The organism is Microcoleus sp. Pol12B5 (assembly GCF_036701335.1).
GTDB lineage: Bacteria > Cyanobacteriota > Cyanobacteriia > Cyanobacteriales > Microcoleaceae > Microcoleus.
Genome location: NZ_JAUBQQ010000010.1, coordinates 21,285 through 37,933, shown reverse-complemented (window position 1 = coordinate 37,933; position 16,649 = coordinate 21,285). Strand labels below are relative to the sequence as shown.

10 protein-coding genes are annotated in these 16,649 nt (G+C 45.2%); 9 read left to right on the top strand and 1 reads right to left on the bottom strand.

Annotated elements, in window-relative coordinates; genetic code table 11:
• Positions 1-514: 514 nt before the first annotated feature.
• Positions 515-1,147 carry a polysaccharide deacetylase family protein gene (locus QUA24_RS07865; RefSeq protein WP_333228624.1) on the top strand — a complete coding sequence of 211 codons (633 nt, stop codon included), beginning with the start codon at positions 515-517 and terminating at the stop codon, positions 1,145-1,147.
• Positions 1,148-1,429: 282 nt separating this feature from the next.
• On the opposite strand, the gene QUA24_RS07860 is transcribed toward QUA24_RS07865, so the two are convergent.
• Positions 1,430-2,638: a lipid-A-disaccharide synthase-related protein gene (locus QUA24_RS07860; protein WP_333228622.1), complete on the bottom strand. Its 1,209-nt coding sequence runs from the start codon at positions 2,636-2,638 to the stop codon at positions 1,430-1,432.
• A gap of 122 nt (positions 2,639-2,760) precedes the next feature.
• On the opposite strand from QUA24_RS07860, the gene QUA24_RS07855 reads away from it, so the two are divergent.
• From QUA24_RS07855 to QUA24_RS07820, 8 genes are all read left to right on the top strand, one after another.
• Positions 2,761-3,924 carry a GuaB3 family IMP dehydrogenase-related protein gene (locus QUA24_RS07855; protein ID WP_333228620.1) on the top strand — a complete coding sequence of 388 codons (1,164 nt, stop codon included), beginning with the start codon at positions 2,761-2,763 and terminating at the stop codon, positions 3,922-3,924.
• Positions 3,925-4,425: 501 nt separating this feature from the next.
• A complete protein-coding gene (gene trxA, locus QUA24_RS07850) occupies positions 4,426-4,749 on the top strand; it encodes a thioredoxin (RefSeq protein WP_006631199.1) in 324 nt (107 codons plus the stop codon).
• A gap of 189 nt (positions 4,750-4,938) precedes the next feature.
• Positions 4,939-6,006 (top strand): LOG family protein, encoded by a 1,068-nt coding sequence (locus QUA24_RS07845; RefSeq protein ID WP_333228618.1) that lies wholly within the window; start codon positions 4,939-4,941, stop codon positions 6,004-6,006.
• Positions 6,007-6,378: 372 nt separating this feature from the next.
• The gene (locus QUA24_RS07840; RefSeq protein WP_333228616.1) at positions 6,379-7,584 is read left to right on the top strand and encodes an urease accessory protein UreH domain-containing protein; all 1,206 of its coding nucleotides are present in this window, start codon (positions 6,379-6,381) and stop codon (positions 7,582-7,584) included.
• Entirely contained in the window at positions 7,559-8,032 is a 474-nt protein-coding gene (locus tag QUA24_RS07835; RefSeq protein WP_333228614.1) for a hypothetical protein, read from the top strand. The genes QUA24_RS07840 and QUA24_RS07835 overlap by 26 nt, the downstream gene beginning before the upstream one ends.
• Positions 8,033-8,305: 273 nt before the next feature.
• Complete coding sequence (locus QUA24_RS07830; protein WP_333228612.1) at positions 8,306-9,748, top strand: cytochrome ubiquinol oxidase subunit I; 1,443 nt, start codon at positions 8,306-8,308, stop codon at positions 9,746-9,748.
• 8 nt (positions 9,749-9,756) lie between these two features.
• Positions 9,757-10,770 (top strand): cytochrome d ubiquinol oxidase subunit II, encoded by a 1,014-nt coding sequence (gene cydB / locus QUA24_RS07825; protein WP_333228610.1) that lies wholly within the window; start codon positions 9,757-9,759, stop codon positions 10,768-10,770.
• A gap of 435 nt (positions 10,771-11,205) precedes the next feature.
• Entirely contained in the window at positions 11,206-16,587 is a 5,382-nt protein-coding gene (locus QUA24_RS07820; protein ID WP_333228608.1) for an AAA family ATPase, read from the top strand.
• Positions 16,588-16,649: the final 62 nt, after the last annotated feature.

Genomic DNA, 16,649 nt, shown 5'->3' with positions numbered 1-16,649 from the left:
AAAATCATGATTTTCGACTATTTGGAAAAAGCGATCGTAGAAGAAATTCCGTCTGACAAATGCGGATTCTTCCGCTTTTAAAGCAGTTGGTGGCTTGATTGGGTGCGATCGAGGCATAATTTTTACACTGGCGAAACTCGTTTAGGTGGTGGGAATTTACAAGATTACTTTGCTGCTGGAGGGTATGGCTTGAAGTATCGGAATTTGCGATTGCGCTGCCATTTAGGTGGATATCTCTTCAAATCTCTTCACAGGCGCGATCGCTCTTCTCACCTCTGTTTGCTTCGATATTTTAGCGTAGAAACTCAACAATAAATCTCCGTCGGTAGTAGTGCTGATTTTTTTTTGCAGACGGGACAAGCACGATCGATATTAATGCCATCCGCCGCAAATTGTGGTAATCTAACAACAATCCACTTTCATTCTCTATCGAGTGCGTGCAGCTATGCGAATCGCTAAAAAAATACAAAAGTTTCTGCTTTTCATAATAGCGTTATTTTTCGCAGTATCGCTGTTGATTAAAGTTACTAAATTTCACAATTATTTCGGCATCAACCGCGCCGATACCGACGTGAAAGTTGTTGCCCTCACCTACGATGACGGGCCCTATCCTCCCTATACAAATCAGCTTTTAGATATCTTAGACAGCTATCAAGTTAAAGCAACTTTTTTTGAAATCGGTCGCAATATTGAGAAACATCCAGAAATCGTGAAAATGATTGTCGCGAGGGGAGATGAGTTAGCCAACCATTCCTACTCTCACAAAGATATGATGTTTAAACCCCAGGAATTTTTGCTGTCTGAGATTGAAAAAACAGACAAACTTTTGCAGGAAGTTGGGGTTAAGCAAGACAGTATTAGTTTTCGGCCACCTTGGGGTCGGCGATTTGTAGTTTTGTCTTACTTGCTATCCCAAATGCACAAAAAACTGATTATGTGGGATGTGGATTCCCACGATTATGAAAAAACACTCACGGCGGAAGATATCGCAAATCGGGTGATTGACAATGTGCGATCGGGTTCGATTGTGGTGATGCACGATGGCGGGGGAGATCGCTCGAAAACCCTAGCAGCAACTGAGATGATTGTCAAGGATTTGCAGTCGAAAGGTTACGAATTTAAAACTGTTTCTGAGTTGTTGAAATAGCAGTAGGGTGCGTCAGCCACAATTATTTTTGCGAGAAATCAACAATCTCGTACTGACGCACCAGGAAATAAATGGTGCGTCAGAATTAGACTTTTCGTGGCGCTTGAAAATTTTAAACCTGACCGAAAGCATCCAGGATATAAGCCTCCGGATTCATTCCGAAAGCAGACTCAGGATCCAGAAATAAAAAACCTGTATCCGATGAAACTTGCCCCCCGAATTTATCCCTGGGGTCAATGCTTCAATCTAAAATCTAAAATCGATTGACGCACCCTACTACAATCAATAGCCAAGATAGTTTGCCACATAATTAGCAATTTTTATGCTGCCGCCCGATCGCCCCATTCTCTCTAAACCATTTTGAATGCAACTGGCTAAATATTTATCATCTTGTAAAGTGCGATCGACTGCCAAAGCAGCTTCCTTGATAATATCAGAATTCGCTGGTTGTGTGCCAATAACCTGCACCGAATCACCTAAAAGCCGATTTTGAGCCTCCGCAAATCTATAGGTAAAGGCAGGGCCGTTTCCCGGTACTGCAATTACAGGTTTTCCCAAGCCCACAGCTTGTTCGACAGCAGTTCCCGTCATCCCAATTACTAAACTCGACTGCTGCAAAATATCGGCAAAAGCATCGGCTGAACACATCACTTCGACTAATTTTTGTTCAGAAAAAGACCGTTTGATTGCTGGAAACATGAGCTTGCCCGATCGCATTTGCCATGCAGATAGCGCCGCAATATCATCTAATTCAGGCATCAAAGCTGGAACTAAAGCAGCCCGAAACTGCACCGGTACAGTAGAGTTACTAGCAATTTCTTTAACCAGTTCCAGCAGCAAAACGAGGTTGTCGGTGGCTTCCGGGAGGCGAGAACCGGGGAGAAGGGCGATCGTCCGAACTCCGGGCGTTAACTGCAAATCTTTGCCCGTAGAATTGAGGTTGTCCATGACAGGATTGCCAACAAACTGAGCTTTCTTTAAACCCTGTCGGTTTAAGTCAGCAGCAGTCAAAGCATCTCTAGTAAAAACTGCCAGACATTTCTCTGAGCAAAGCAACTGCCACAAGATTAAACCCAAATTGACTCGCCCCTCGTAATAACTAGAATGGGCAGATAGAAAAATTATATAGGGGCGGTTGCTGGCATGGGCGATCGCCCCGGCGACAATATCTCCAGTCGCCACCACCAAATCGCAGCGGCGCGAATGCGTCCAAACAGCTTGCAATTGCTGCCAAGTCAAAGCAATCAGCCCCGCCCCAATATCTTTGAGGAAAAACAGGGGATTCATGTAAAAAACTCCCCCAGACGGCATTTGACTGGTGGGCCCAATAATTGGCACGGTCGATCGGCGGTAAGCAGCCCCGTCACCGACAATCGGTATCGCCGAAACATCAACATCCGCGCCAGATACTCTCAAAGCTTTAAGAATTTGACAGTTAATCGCGTCTTCCCCGTGCCCGTTGCTGAGGAAAAGTATCCCCTTCGATTTCATATAATCAGAATACAATCAGAATCAGTGCCGAGCTTTTTTGAAAGACAGCCGTGCGATAGCTAAACTCGGGCGGGCTAACTTTTTGTTAGTCTAATTTAAATACATTGTGGAAGTGAAACAGCGTGAATATTGAAATTGGGCGGGGCAAAAGCGCTCGCCGAGCTTACGGCATAGATGAAATTGCGCTTGTACCCGGACAGCGCACCCTCGATCCGAGTTTGGCAGATACCAAGTGGCAGATTGGCGGGATCGATCGAGAAATCCCGATCATCGCCAGCGCCATGGATGGAGTAGTCGATGTCCGCATGGCCATTTTGCTGTCGGAATTAGGAGCAATGGGCGTGCTCAACCTAGAAGGAATTCAAACCCGCTATGCCGACCCACAGCCAATATTAGAGCGCATCGCCAGTGTGGGGAACCACGAATTTGTTTCCCTGATGCAGCAACTCTATGCCGAACCCATCAAGCCAGAATTAATCGACCTGAGAATTAAAGAAATTAAAGCAGGAGGAGGGATTGCCGCCGTCAGCGGTACACCAGCCGGCGCGAGCAAATACGGCCGGGCGGTTGCTGAATCTGGAGCCGATATATTTTTTGTGCAAGCAACAGTAGTCTCGACAGCTTTCCTTTCCCCTGAAGCGATCACGCCTCTAGACTTAACTCAATTCTGTCAAGAGATGCCGATCCCAGTAATTTTGGGCAACTGCGTGACCTACGAAGTCGCCCTGAATTTAATGAAAACTGGCGCTGCGGGCATTCTCGTGGGCATTGGGCCGGGGGCTGCTTGCACATCTAGGGGCGTATTGGGTGTCGGTGTGCCCCAAGCCACAGCGGTAGCAGACTGCGCCGCCGCGCGGGACGACTACTATCGTGAAACTGGCAAATATGTGTCGGTGATTGCTGACGGCGGTTTAATTACCGGCGGCGATATCTGCAAGTGCATTGCCTGCGGTGCCGATGCAGTGATGATTGGTTCGCCCTTTGCCAGGGCCGCCGAAGCTCCTGGCCGCGGCTTTCACTGGGGGATGGCGACTCCCAGCCCGGTTTTACCGCGAGGCACTCGCATTCGCGTGGGGACTACGGGTACTGTGGAGCAAATTTTGCGGGGGCCTGCGGTGCTAGATGACGGTACGCACAACTTGCTCGGAGCTCTGAAAACTAGCATGGGTACCTTGGGTGCTAAGGATATTAAGGAGATGCAGCAAGTGGAAGTGGTAATTGCTCCTTCTCTGTTGACTGAGGGTAAAGTCTATCAAAAAGCTCAGCAGTTGGGCATGGGTAAGTAGATTTACTGATCGAATACCAGCATACCTTGACAAAATTTGTTCCACAGTCTCGAAATTTACAGAATATTGTGGAATTATCGAGAAGGAGATGTCACAATAGAAGAAGCGGAGACGAATGTTTCCGTTCACTCCTCACACCACACTCCGCCCGGACTACTGTTCGGGCGGTTCCTTTTTTGCCGGAAATCTTGCCTCTTGCTTACTAGATACAGGACTGAGGCTTTTCGCTCCGGAGAGGGTAGGAGGGGGAGAGAGGGAGAGTCTGGGAGTGGGAGAATTTTTCTTCTATATAAGTGCATTCTGCCTTGGGAAACATAAATGTCTTGGGAAACATAAGAGCCTTGTTCCTTCAGAAACCTTGTGCTTTCTTCCTTCTACCGTCTTCCCTCTTCCTTGTACCGTCTTCCTTCAGAAGCCTTCTCTTAAAATCGTTGACGCAAGTGGTTACACTTTTTGCTAGACTTGTTATCCGAGAAATAGTATTTACAAGGATGGCTAGGGATGTCAGCAGCCGCGCAAGTAACCGACTCTACCTTTAAGCAGGAAGTGCTCGATAGCGAAGTTCCAGTTCTAGTGGATTTTTGGGCTCCCTGGTGCGGGCCCTGTCGGATGGTGGCACCCGTCGTAGACGAAATTGCCCAGCAATATGAAGGGCAGGTCAAGGTAGTAAAAGTTAATACCGACGAGAATCCTAACGTGGCCAGCCAATACGGTATCCGCAGCATTCCGACGCTGATGATATTTAAGGGCGGTCAACGTGTGGATATGGTGGTAGGGGCAGTTCCGAAAACTACTCTGGCCAACACTCTAGAAAAGTACATTTAACTGAACTGCGAGCGGTTTCGCGCTGTTCTTGTTGGGCCGCGAAAGCTAACTCGCTTCAGAACCGGGGCAAAGCTACGGGAAAAGTTATTAGTGGTCAGCAGGGCAATTTGCTGGTGGCTATTGGCTTCTAACTTTGGCTTGCCCCTTAATTTTTGGTAGCGACAATTTGTTATCGTTTCGGAAAAATTCATGATTCGTTCTGAGTCTGGTCAAGGTTTTGAGTCCCTCCAAGCTGAATTGATCGATTTGCTCGATCGCTTCCCAATGTTAAAGCACTCTGAGTGGATCGAACGATCGCTCTCTACAATAGTGCAAATGGCCGGAGAGGATCTCGATCGCCTAGACTGGAAGATTCTGGCTGCGTCGCTCCGAGATATGGAGAGCGCTTTTGAGATGTTTTATCCTTACCGACACGTTCGCAAAATTGTGATTTTTGGTTCGGCGAGGGTGTCACCGCAATCGGCAGAATATTTGATGGCCAGAGATTTTGCCCGGGCGATCGCCCAGCAGGGGTTTATGGTGATTACTGGCGGCGGCGGAGGAATTATGCAGGCGGGGAACGAGGGGGCGACTGCTGAACGTTCTTTTGGGCTGAACATTCAGTTGCCTTTCGAGCAGAGTTCTAATCCTTTCATTGCCGGCGATCCCAAATTGCTCAATTTTAAATATTTTTTCACTCGTAAGTTATTTTTTCTCCGGGAGAGCGATGCTTTAGCTCTGTTTCCGGGTGGTTTTGGCACTCTGGACGAGGCTTTTGAGTGTCTGACTTTGACTCAAACTGGCAAGTTCGGGCCGGCTCCTTTGGTATTGATCGATCGACCGGGAGGAGATTATTGGCACGATTGGAATTATTTTGTACAAAAACAATTGCGCGGCAGGGGTTTGATTTCAGCCGACGATCGCAGCCTGTATACGATTACGGACGATATAAATGTCGCTTGCGAGGCGATCGGCAGTTTTTATCTGGTTTATCACTCCTGCCGCTACGTGCGCGAAAAATTGGTAATTCGCTTAAAAACTGAGCTTTCTGATGAGAATGTCGATCGGCTAAATGCTGATTTTAGCGATATTGTTGTCACCGGAAAAATTGAAAAAAGTCAAGCTTTGGAACCGGAAATAGGAGACGCAACTTTCGATATGCCGCGCCTGACATTGCATTTCAACCAGCGGGATTTTGGGCGGCTTTATCAGCTAATTGCTGCTATTAATCAAATGGGTGCAGCTTCGCCGACGGCGGCCCATCCAGAAAAAAAATAATTGTTAGTCAACAGTCAACAGTCAACAGTCAACAGTTATTAATCTGTAGAGGCGGGTTTCACGAGAAATATTTGTAACTAACTCAGTGGATAAATAAACCCTCCCCTCTGATTGAGATAAATTTGACCACGAATTTTTTGATGGTACAAGCCCCCGCATTTATCCGTGGAATCAATCTAAAATCGAAAATGGAAAATCCTCAAGCCCCCGCATTTATCCGTGGGGTCGCCTCTAAAATCGAAAATCGAAAATCGATTGACCGACTGTCTTTTGACAAAATCGATAGGCTACATTTATGATAGTCAACACTCATAAATAATCAATCAGCAGTAAAAAAACTAATACCTAATGACTGCTGACTACTAACTCAAAATGCTAGACCTGCTGCTAATTGCAATTTTGGGATTTCTCGGCAGTTTCGGTCACTGCGCTGGGATGTGCGGCCCGCTGACAATGGCGTTTTCTCTTTCTAATTCCCGCAACGATAAATTAGCTGCTTTTCGCTTTCATTTGCTGCTAAATTTGGGGAGAATTACTGCTTACGCTTTGGTTGGTGCTGCAATTGGCGGAGTGGGTTCGGTGTTAATTGCTGGCGGACTTTTGGCAGGTACGGGTAGCGAATTGCGGCGGGCGATCGCACTTCTGACGGGAACGATGCTGATTTGGTTCGGAGTAGTGCAAATTAAACCGAACTTGCTGCCGGGATTGCCGCTGCTGCACCCAATGTCGCACGATCGAGTCGGACAAGCAATGAACAAGCTTTCGGCGCAAAAAAACTGGTGGGTGCCGGTGGGTTTGGGTTTGCTTTGGGGTTTGATTCCCTGCGGTTTCCTCTACGCAGCGCAGATTAAAGCGGCGGAAACCGGAAACCCGGTTTTGGGTGCGGCGACGATGCTGGCTTTTGGACTCGGCACGCTGCCAACTATGCTGGGAGTGGGTTTTTTTGCTGGCAGATTGAGCGCAAACAGGCGGAGTCAACTGTTTCGGATGGGTGGGTGGGTGACGATATCGATCGGGATTCTTACCTTGTTGCGAACCGATGAAATGGTTGATTTTACTGGCCACGCAGCGCTGCTGTGCTTGATGCTAGCACTGTTGGCGCGTCCGGTTAGCAAGTTTTTGCCGCAACTGCTGCGCTACCGGCGCGCTTTGGGTGTGGGCGCGTTTGTCCTAGCAGTCGCCCACACGTTTCATATGCTGGATCATACGCTGAAATGGAATTTTGACGCGCTATCTTTTATGTTGCCACAGCATCAGTTGGGAATGGCGGCTGGGATGACGGCGCTGCTGTTGATGTTGCCGGCGGCGGTTACAAGTTGCGATCGTATTCAAAATTATTTAGGCAAGCTGTGGCGAAAGCTTCACCTGTTAAGCGTTCCAGCTTTCTTGCTGTGCGCTGTACACGCGGCACTCATCGGTTCCCACTATCTTGGCGGTTTTGAATGGAAGTTGCACAATCAACTGCTGACAGCCATGTTAGCGGTGGTTGTGGTGTTAGTTATGTTTGTGCGATCGCGCTTTTTTTGGTCACTTTTATCACTAGAAAATTTCTATGTTTCCCCTGTCAAACAAAAGTAAAAGTTTAGGATTGTTAGTATTTTTGGGAGTGCTAGTAGAAGCAACAATTCCCAGTGCGTCGCAGTTAAACTCGATTTCAGTTTTGGCGCACGAAGTCGAAGTATCGGGAGATGTAGCCGCTACCTTTCACCTAGAACCCAACCACAATCCCCGCGCCGGACAGCCTGCTAGAGTGTGGTTTGCGCTGACTCGCAGGGGCGGTCAAATTATCCCGCTAGAGCAGTGTAATTGCAAATTGGCTGTTTATCCTAAAAATCATAAAGAGGGGGATAAGCCGCTGATGCAGCCGCTTTTAACCGCCATATCTGCCGAGAAATATCAAGGGATTCCGGGAGCTGATATCGTGTTTCCCAAGGCTGGAATTTACGAACTAGAATTGAGCGGGACAGCCAAAAATAAAGCTAATTTTAAACCCTTTAAACTGACTTATACAGTCACGGTTCGCTAAGATAATCTTTTCCTCACCGAACATAAATCTTGTAGGGCGGGTTCACCAACAATAAATGCCTCAAACCCACAATCTCATAAACCCGCCCCCACCCGACGGCAAATCATAATCTACCTATTTTAACATACAAAAAAAAACAACCGAAATCTATATAAAACCTTAAAAGTTGCCCACTCTACAAAATGTCACAAATTTTTACATTACATTATAACCAGTGTCAATTCTAGAACTCGTGCAAGCTAACCTCTCTTGAACTGACTAAAGGACATAAAGATGGATATCTTATCTAACACCGTGGCGCTATCACGGATGCAATTTGCGCTAACCGCCATATTCCATATGCTGTGGCCAGTTCTGACTACGGGAATGGGAATTTATCTGGTAATTGTTGAAGGAATGTGGCTGAAAACTCGCAATCCCGACTACTACCATCACGCTCGTTTTTGGTCTAAACTCTACGTCCTCAACTTCGGTATTGGAGTAGCTTCAGGAATTCCGATGGAATTTCAGTTTGGCACAAACTGGGCACCATTTTCGGAAGCGGTTGGTGACTTTTTTGGCAGCATTTTAGGCTTTGAAGCTTCAATGGCATTTATGCTAGAAGCTGGCTTTTTAGGCATTATGCTGTTTGGTTGGGAGCGCGTTCACCCGATCGTCCATTATTTCGCTACAATCATGGTAGCCTTCGGCGCTAACCTATCCACAGTCTGGATTTTAGTCGCTAACTCTTGGCTGCAAACTCCTGCAGGCGGAGAAATGGTCAATGGCAAGTTTATTGTCAGCGATTACTTTCAAGCAATTATGAACCCGTTCGCATTAAACAGCATTCTCCATATGTTTTTTGCGACGTTAGAAACTTCGCTGTTTGTCATTGGCGGCATTAGCGCTTGGTATATTATTAATAAGCGCAACCAAGCGTTTTTTTCCAAGTCTTTAAAAATTGCCATAGCGACAGCAATCGCCGTTGCACCTTTGCAGATATACATCGGACATTTGAGCGCTGAACAAGTTTATCACTATCAACCCACTAAATTAGCAGCAATCGAAGCTAAGTGGGAAACTTCACCAGCGGGAGAGTCAGCCGATTGGACTTTGCTAGCTTTGCCTAATGAAAAGGCCCAAAAGAATGACTGGGAAATTAGCGTACCCAATGGCTTAGGATACGTTCTGGAATTCAGACAAAAACTCTCCGAACCCGTACTAGGTTTAAAGGAATGGAAACCAGAAGATAGACCGCGAATGGTGGGTTTAATCTACTATTGTTTCCGCATCATGTCCGGCATTGGATTCTTTTTTTTAGGACTGATGCTGTTCAGTATAATTCAGTGGATGCGAGGCAAACTTTCGGCTGAAAATATTAGCAGTCAACCTTGGCTAATGCGCGCTTGGGTATTAGCTGCTCCCCTGGGATATATTGCTGTAGAATCTGGTTGGATTGTCCGCTGTGTCGGCAGACAACCGTGGGCTTTATACGGGCAAATTCGCACTGCTGACGCGGTGTCAAACATCCCCGCCACCAATGTTTTAACTTCTCTCAGTTTCTTTGCCGCTGTTTACAGCTTTTTGTTTGTTTGTGCCTTGTATTTTGGCAGCAGAATTATCCGCCAAGGGCCTAATTTAAGTCTGCCTGTGCCCGGTTTAGACAATGAACCTGCAATCGAAAGTCAACCCGGAGAACACATTCCAGATCAACGTCCCGTAGAAGCACAACAATAGGATATTTTATGCAAGCTTTGGAGCATTTTCTCCCACAAGTTTGGTTTGTAGTTTTGGCTTTGTTCCTATTGCTTTACGTCATGCTAGATGGTTTTGACTTAGGAGTAGGCATTCTGTCTCTGACTGCTTCCGACGAGGAACGCAGGGGCATTTTAATGACGAGTTTGGGCAACGTTTGGGACGCGAACGAAACGTGGCTGGTTTTAATGGGTGGCGCTTTATTTGGCGCATTTCCACTCGCTTACGGTACGATTTTGACAGCGCTGTACATACCGATTTGCATGATGCTTTTTGGTTTGATATTTCGGGCTGTCGCCTTTGAATTTCGCGAGCATTCTAAGCGCAAGTTACTCTGGAATTATGCCTTTGGTGCGGGCAGCTTTTTAGCAGCTTTAGCTCAAGGATTTGCCTTGGGTGCGGTGCTTGAGGGCATTGCGGTTGATGAAGCCGGTCACTTTGTAGGTTCTACTTGGGATTGGCTGGATTGGCGATCGATCTTGGTTGCTTTGACGCTGATTCAAGGCTATGTTTTGATCGGTTCAACCTATCTAATTATGAAAACGGAGGGCGAACTGCAAACAAATCACTATCGCACGGCTAAAATTGCGGCGGTGACAACTTTAATCGGAGCGGTTCTAATTACGATCGCCACTCCGATTTTTTATGACAGTGCTAGAGCCAGGTTGTTCGAGAAACCGCTAGTTTATGTCTTTGCCACGATTCCTTTGTTGGGAGTGCTGTTGGTGGGGCTGCTGCTGAAAAGTCTCGCAAACAAAGAAGAACGCACGCCGTTTGTCTGGACGATTCTGATTTTTTTGCTTACTTTCATCGGCTTGGGATTGATTGTTTTTCCCTACATTATTCCCTCACAAATCACGATTTACCAAGCCGCAGCTTCGCCCAGCGCCCTGGTATTTATGATTGTGTTCATGGGCGTTCTGCTCCCGATTATGATTTTTTACAACATCTACAATTATGTTGTGTTTCGGGGTAAGGTTGTCGGCGGCCACTACGGGGAATAAAACATAATACAACCGCAGATGCAGGCAAATATACGCAGACAGTATCAAGTTTATATACTGGTTAATCTGCGTATATTTGCGGTTAAAAATTACAAATAATTGTTTTATGATACCATCACAACTTACGAAACTATACTATACATACTATAGAGCCAATAGTGCAGAATAGGGAAAAGAACTGGTTGAGAATTAGCGATCGCACCTCATGTGATTTGAGATTTGAAATTTGAGATTGAACTCACGGATGAGTCCGGGGGCTTGTCACCAAATTGCTTGATTGTCAAATAATAGTTGATAAACATAGGGAAAAAATTACAGTTAATTCTGTACCTAGCAAGGGTGCAGAGTTTGCGATCGCTATCTTTGTCAAATAATAAAATACAATGGAATAGAAGGTTTTAATTTAACTGTTTTATAATAAAGGGTTAATAAGTTATGGATGCGATCGCAAATTTGTCAGGTTATGAAATTACAGAGAAACTTTATGTAGGTACACGTACCTTAGTCTATCGAGGCATCCGTACCCGTGACCAATACCCAGTCGTCGTCAAACTGCTGCGAAACAAATACCCCACCTTCAACGAGCTCGTCCAGTTTCGCAACCAATATACCATTGCCAAAAATCTCGACTTCCCTCACCTCGTCAAACCCCTGACGCTGGAAGTATACCAGAATAGCTATGTCCTAGTAATGGAGGACTTTGGCGGAGTATCCCTATCTACTTATCTCAAAACCGCAACAAATGAAACCGAACCATCTCAAGTTTTACCTTTAGCAGAATTTCTCCAACTCGCCATACAACTAACAGACATTATCCACTATCTATACCAAAAGCGAGTCATTCATAAAGATATTAAACCCGCTAATATTCTCATTAATCCAGACAGCAAACAAATCCAACTAATTGACTTTAGTATTGCCTCCCTCCTACCACGAGAAACGCAAGAAATACAGAATCCCAATATCTTAGAAGGAACATTAGCCTATCTCTCTCCCGAACAAACAGGGCGGATGAACCGAGGCATTGACTATCGGAGTGACTTTTATTCCCTGGGTGTGACTTTTTATGAATTGTTGACAGGAAGGTTGCCATTTATCTCCGATGATCCGATGAAATTGGTGCATTTTCATCTCGCCACACGGTCGAAACCGATCCATGAAATAAATCCAGAGATACCCGTAATTTTATCGCAACTTGTCAGTAAGCTGATGGCCAAAAATGCCGAAAAACGCTATCAGAGTGCATTAGGACTCAAGCACGATTTAGAGATTTGTTTAGGTCAGTTACAAAAAACAGGCCAGATAGAATATTTTGAACTCGGAAATCGAGATATTAGCGATCGCTTTACTATCCCCGAAAAGCTCTACGGTAGAGAAAAAGAAGTTGAGCAACTATTAGCTGCCTTTGAGCGAGTCAGCACAGGTAGCACCGAAATGATGCTAGTAGCAGGTTTTTCGGGAATTGGGAAAACCGCCGTTGTCAATGAAGTTCATAAACCGATTGTCCGTCAGCGCGGTTATTTTATTAAAGGCAAATACGATCAATTTCAACGCAACATTCCCTTCAGTGCCTTTGTGCAAGCTTTCCGCGACTTAATGAGTCAATTGCTATCAGAATCGGATACCGAACTGCAAACATGGAAAACCAAGATTTTAGCAGCAGTAAGAGACAACGGACAAGTCTTGATTGACGTGATTCCTGAGTTAGAACGTATAATTGGCGCTCAACTTCCTGCAACAGAATTGTCAGGAAGTGCCGCCCAAAATCGCTTTAATCTGCTCATGCAGAAATTCGTGCAAGTTTTCACGAGCAAAGAACATCCTTTAGTGATGTTTTTGGATGACTTGCAATGGGCGGATTCAGCCTCCCTGAATTTGCTACAATTGTTGATGAGGGATACAGGATATTTATTAGTATTGGGGGCCTATCGAGATAATGAAGTTTCGCCAGCGCATCCATTTATCTTAACAGTGGATGAGATAGTTAAAACTGGGGCAACAGTTAATACGATTACTTTGCAACCCTTAAGCGAAACTGATATGAATTTGTTGGTGGCGGATACGCTGAATTGCGAATCATCACTTGCCCAACCTTTGACAAAATTAGTCTATCAAAAAACTCAGGGAAATCCTTTCTTTGCCACTCAGTTTCTCAAGGCATTACATGACGATCAGCTAATTAGCTTTAATTGGGAGATTCGGCATTGGCAGTGTGATATTGCCCAAGTCAAAACCTTAGCTATCACTGATGATGTCGTTAAATTCATGGCTTGGCAATTGCAGAAGTTGCCGCTAGAAACTCAGGATGTTCTCACATTAGCTGCTTGTATTGGCTCGCAGTTTGATTTGAATACGTTAGTAATTGTCAGTGAGAAATCGGCTGGAATGACGGCGACGGCTTTATGGAAAGCATTGCAAGAAGGTTTGGTGATTCCCACGACCAAAATCTATAAGTTCTTTACGGAATCGGATAGCGATGAAGTTTTCAAGGCTTCAGCTAATCCCACTTATCGATTCTTACACGATCGCGTCCAGCAAGCCGCATATTCACTCATTCCCGATTCACAGAAAAAAGCAACTCACCTCAAAATCGGACAATTACTTCAGCAAAATTTTTCAAAAATAGAGCAAGAAGACAAACTGTTTGATATTATCGGGCATTTGAATCGGGGAATTGAGTTAATTACCCAACCGAGCGAACGAGAAGCCTTAGCTAAACTGAACTTAGAAGCCGGTTGTAAAGCCAGAAATTCTACCGCCTACACAGCAGCTAGAGTTTATCTGCAAACAGGCATTGATCTACTAACAGCCAACTGCTGGCAAAGGCAGTATGAATTAACCCTGAACCTCTATGTTGCTGCTGCTGAAGCTGCCTATTTGAATGCTGACTTTGACGGCATGGAAGAGATAGCAGTACAAGTGTTGCAAGCAGCCCAGACAATCTTAGACAAAATCAAAATTTACGAAATTCAAATCGCTGCCCAGACAGCACAAAGCAAGTCACTAGAAGCCATTGCAGTAGCAAGAGATGCACTCTGGCAATTGGGGATTGAACTACCCACTGCACCTGACGAAGCCTTGATTAGCCAAGCGCTACAAGCCGTTGCTAGCCAACTCCAAGGTAGAACGATTGAGGAACTGGTGGATCTGCCTGTGATGAGTGATCCTCAGACTCAGGCAGCTATGCCAATATTGGCCATGTTATTTGCACCCATTCTCCAGGGAATTCCCGGCTTAGTGCCCCTACTTAGCTCCACCATGGTAAGTTTATCGCTCTCCTTTGGGAATGCACCCGCATCAACAGTAGGCTATGCGATTCACGGGCTTGTATTAAGTGCCTTTTTGGGAGAGGCAAAAACGGGTTATAGCTTTGGTAAATTGGCACTCTCATTGCTCGATCGGGTCAATGCACGAGAATTTAAGTGCATTACTCATAATATGTTTGGGGCATTTATTCAGCATCATCAAAATTCTATGAGGGCAGGGATACCAACCCTGAAAGAGGGCTTTATAGCTGGCATGGAAGCTGGCGATTTTCTTAACGCTGGCTACAACATAGCTACTTACAGCTACATCAACTTTTACGGTGGGGTAGAACTGGATACTTGGGAACCGGAACTTGCAGGCTACAATGCTACCTTGGCTCAAGTGAAGCAATATTCTGCTCAGACTTATTTGCGTATGGAGCAGCAGATGTTGCATAACTTGAGGGAAGTCGTGCATCAGCCGGATTGCTTAATCGGAACTGCCTATGATGAAACGGTGATGATTCCTAAGCACTATCAGGATCATGAATTCAGTGCGATCGCCCTTATCTACGTCTACAAACTACTGCTTGCCTATTCCTTTGGTAATTATCCGGCTGCTCTAAACTACATTAGCTCAGCCAAAGAGTGTGTGATGGCATTATCAGGATTGGTTCATGTTCCCATTTTCCATTTCTATGCAGCCCTGACGCATCTGGCGCTCTTCCCCACACATCCTGAAATTGAGCAAGCTGACATTCTCGCCTCTGTGGAAATCCATCAAACGACTCTGCACCAATGGGCGCAAAATGCTCCCATGAATCATGTGCATAAATGGTATTTGGTTGAAGCAGAACGGCAGCGGGTTTTGGGCAATAAAGCAGATGCACTGGACATGTACGATCGTGCTATCCAACTCGCTCAAGAAAATCTATTCATCAACGAAGAAGCTCTCGCCAACGAACTAGCAGCCAAATTCTACTTAGAATGGGGCAAAGAAAAAGTAGCTCAAGCCTACATGATTGAAGCGTATTATTGTTATGCCCGATGGGGAGCTAAAGCCAAAATTGAGGATTTGGAAAAACGTTATCCTCGCCTACTAGGTATTATCCTTCAACAACCTCAATCCTTTAGTTCATTAAAGGAAACGATCGCCCGCGGAACAATTACTTATAATACCAACTCTTCTAGCAGCCACTCGAATTTTCTAGATTTGCCTACTCTGATCCAAGCCTCTCAAGCCATTTCTGGGGAGATTGAACTAGATAAACTTCTGACTACTCTCCTAAAAATAGCGATCGCGAATGCTGGCGCCACTAAGTGCGTCTTATTGCTCAAACAAAAACAGTATTTACAGGTAGCGGCTCTTGTAGCAGAGGGACAGGAACCTAAGCTATTACCATCAATACCTCTAGAATCTAGTCAGGATGTAGCAATTAGTTTGGTTAACACTGTCAAGCGTAGTTTGAAACCTGTGGTAATAGTTGATGCTAGGGTAAGTTTCCAGGTTGCGAGCGATCGCTATATTGAACAGCACCAGCCGATCAGTGTTCTTTGTATGCCCATTCTTAATCAAGGGCAGTTGATAGGAGTTTTATACCTGGAAAATAACCTGACGGTTGGGGCATTTACGAGCGATCGCATTGAAGTGCTAAATTTTCTGGCTTCTCAAGCTGCTATTTCTTTAGAAAATGCCCGTTTGTATCAAGAATCTCAACAAGCATTTACCGATCTAAAACAGGCACAGATAAAAATAGTTCAAAGCGAAAAGATGTCAGCATTGGGAAACTTAGTGGCTGGGGTTGCCCACGAAATTAATAATCCAGTTGGTTTTTTGGTTGGTAATATTCAACCCGCCTTAGATTATATCAAAGATTTGTTTGGATTGCTCGATTTGTATGAACAAAAATATCCGCAACTCGATCCAGAGATTCAAGAAGAAATCGAGAACATCGATCTGGAATACATCCGGGAAGATTTACCGAAATTAATAGGTTCGATGCGGGAAGGGGTGAAGCGGATTCGGGATATTAGTACCAGTCTACGGACATTCTCCCGTGCCGATACTAACTATCCCGTAGCTTGCAATATCCACGATGGCATCGATAGCACCATTATGATTCTGAAACATCGCCTCAAGGCTAACGATACTCGTCCAGAAATCAAAGTGATTAGGGAATATGGGAATTTGCCACCCGTGGAGTGTTATGCCGGACAGTTGAATCAAGTATTTATGAATTTGTTAGGTAATGCGATCGACGCTTTGGAGGAATCAAATCAAAGACGACCTTATGCAGAAATCGCTAATGAAATTACTATTAAAACCGATATTTTTCGGGACAACAAACAAGCGAGAATTTGGATTAAAGATAACGGTGCGGGCATGAGTGAAGCTGTGCAAGAGAAAATTTTTGATGAGTTATTTACTACCAAGGAAGTAGGGAAAGGCACGGGATTGGGTTTGGCGATCGCACGGCAGATTGTGGTTGAGAAACACGGCGGTACAATCGAGGTAAATTCTGTATTGAGAGGAGGGACGGAGTTTACAATTTTATTGCCGATGAAAGGATAAGACTATTATCTTGATAGAGCGCCATCTTTCTCTTCAAAAGTGAAAAAGAATAAAAGCGGTAG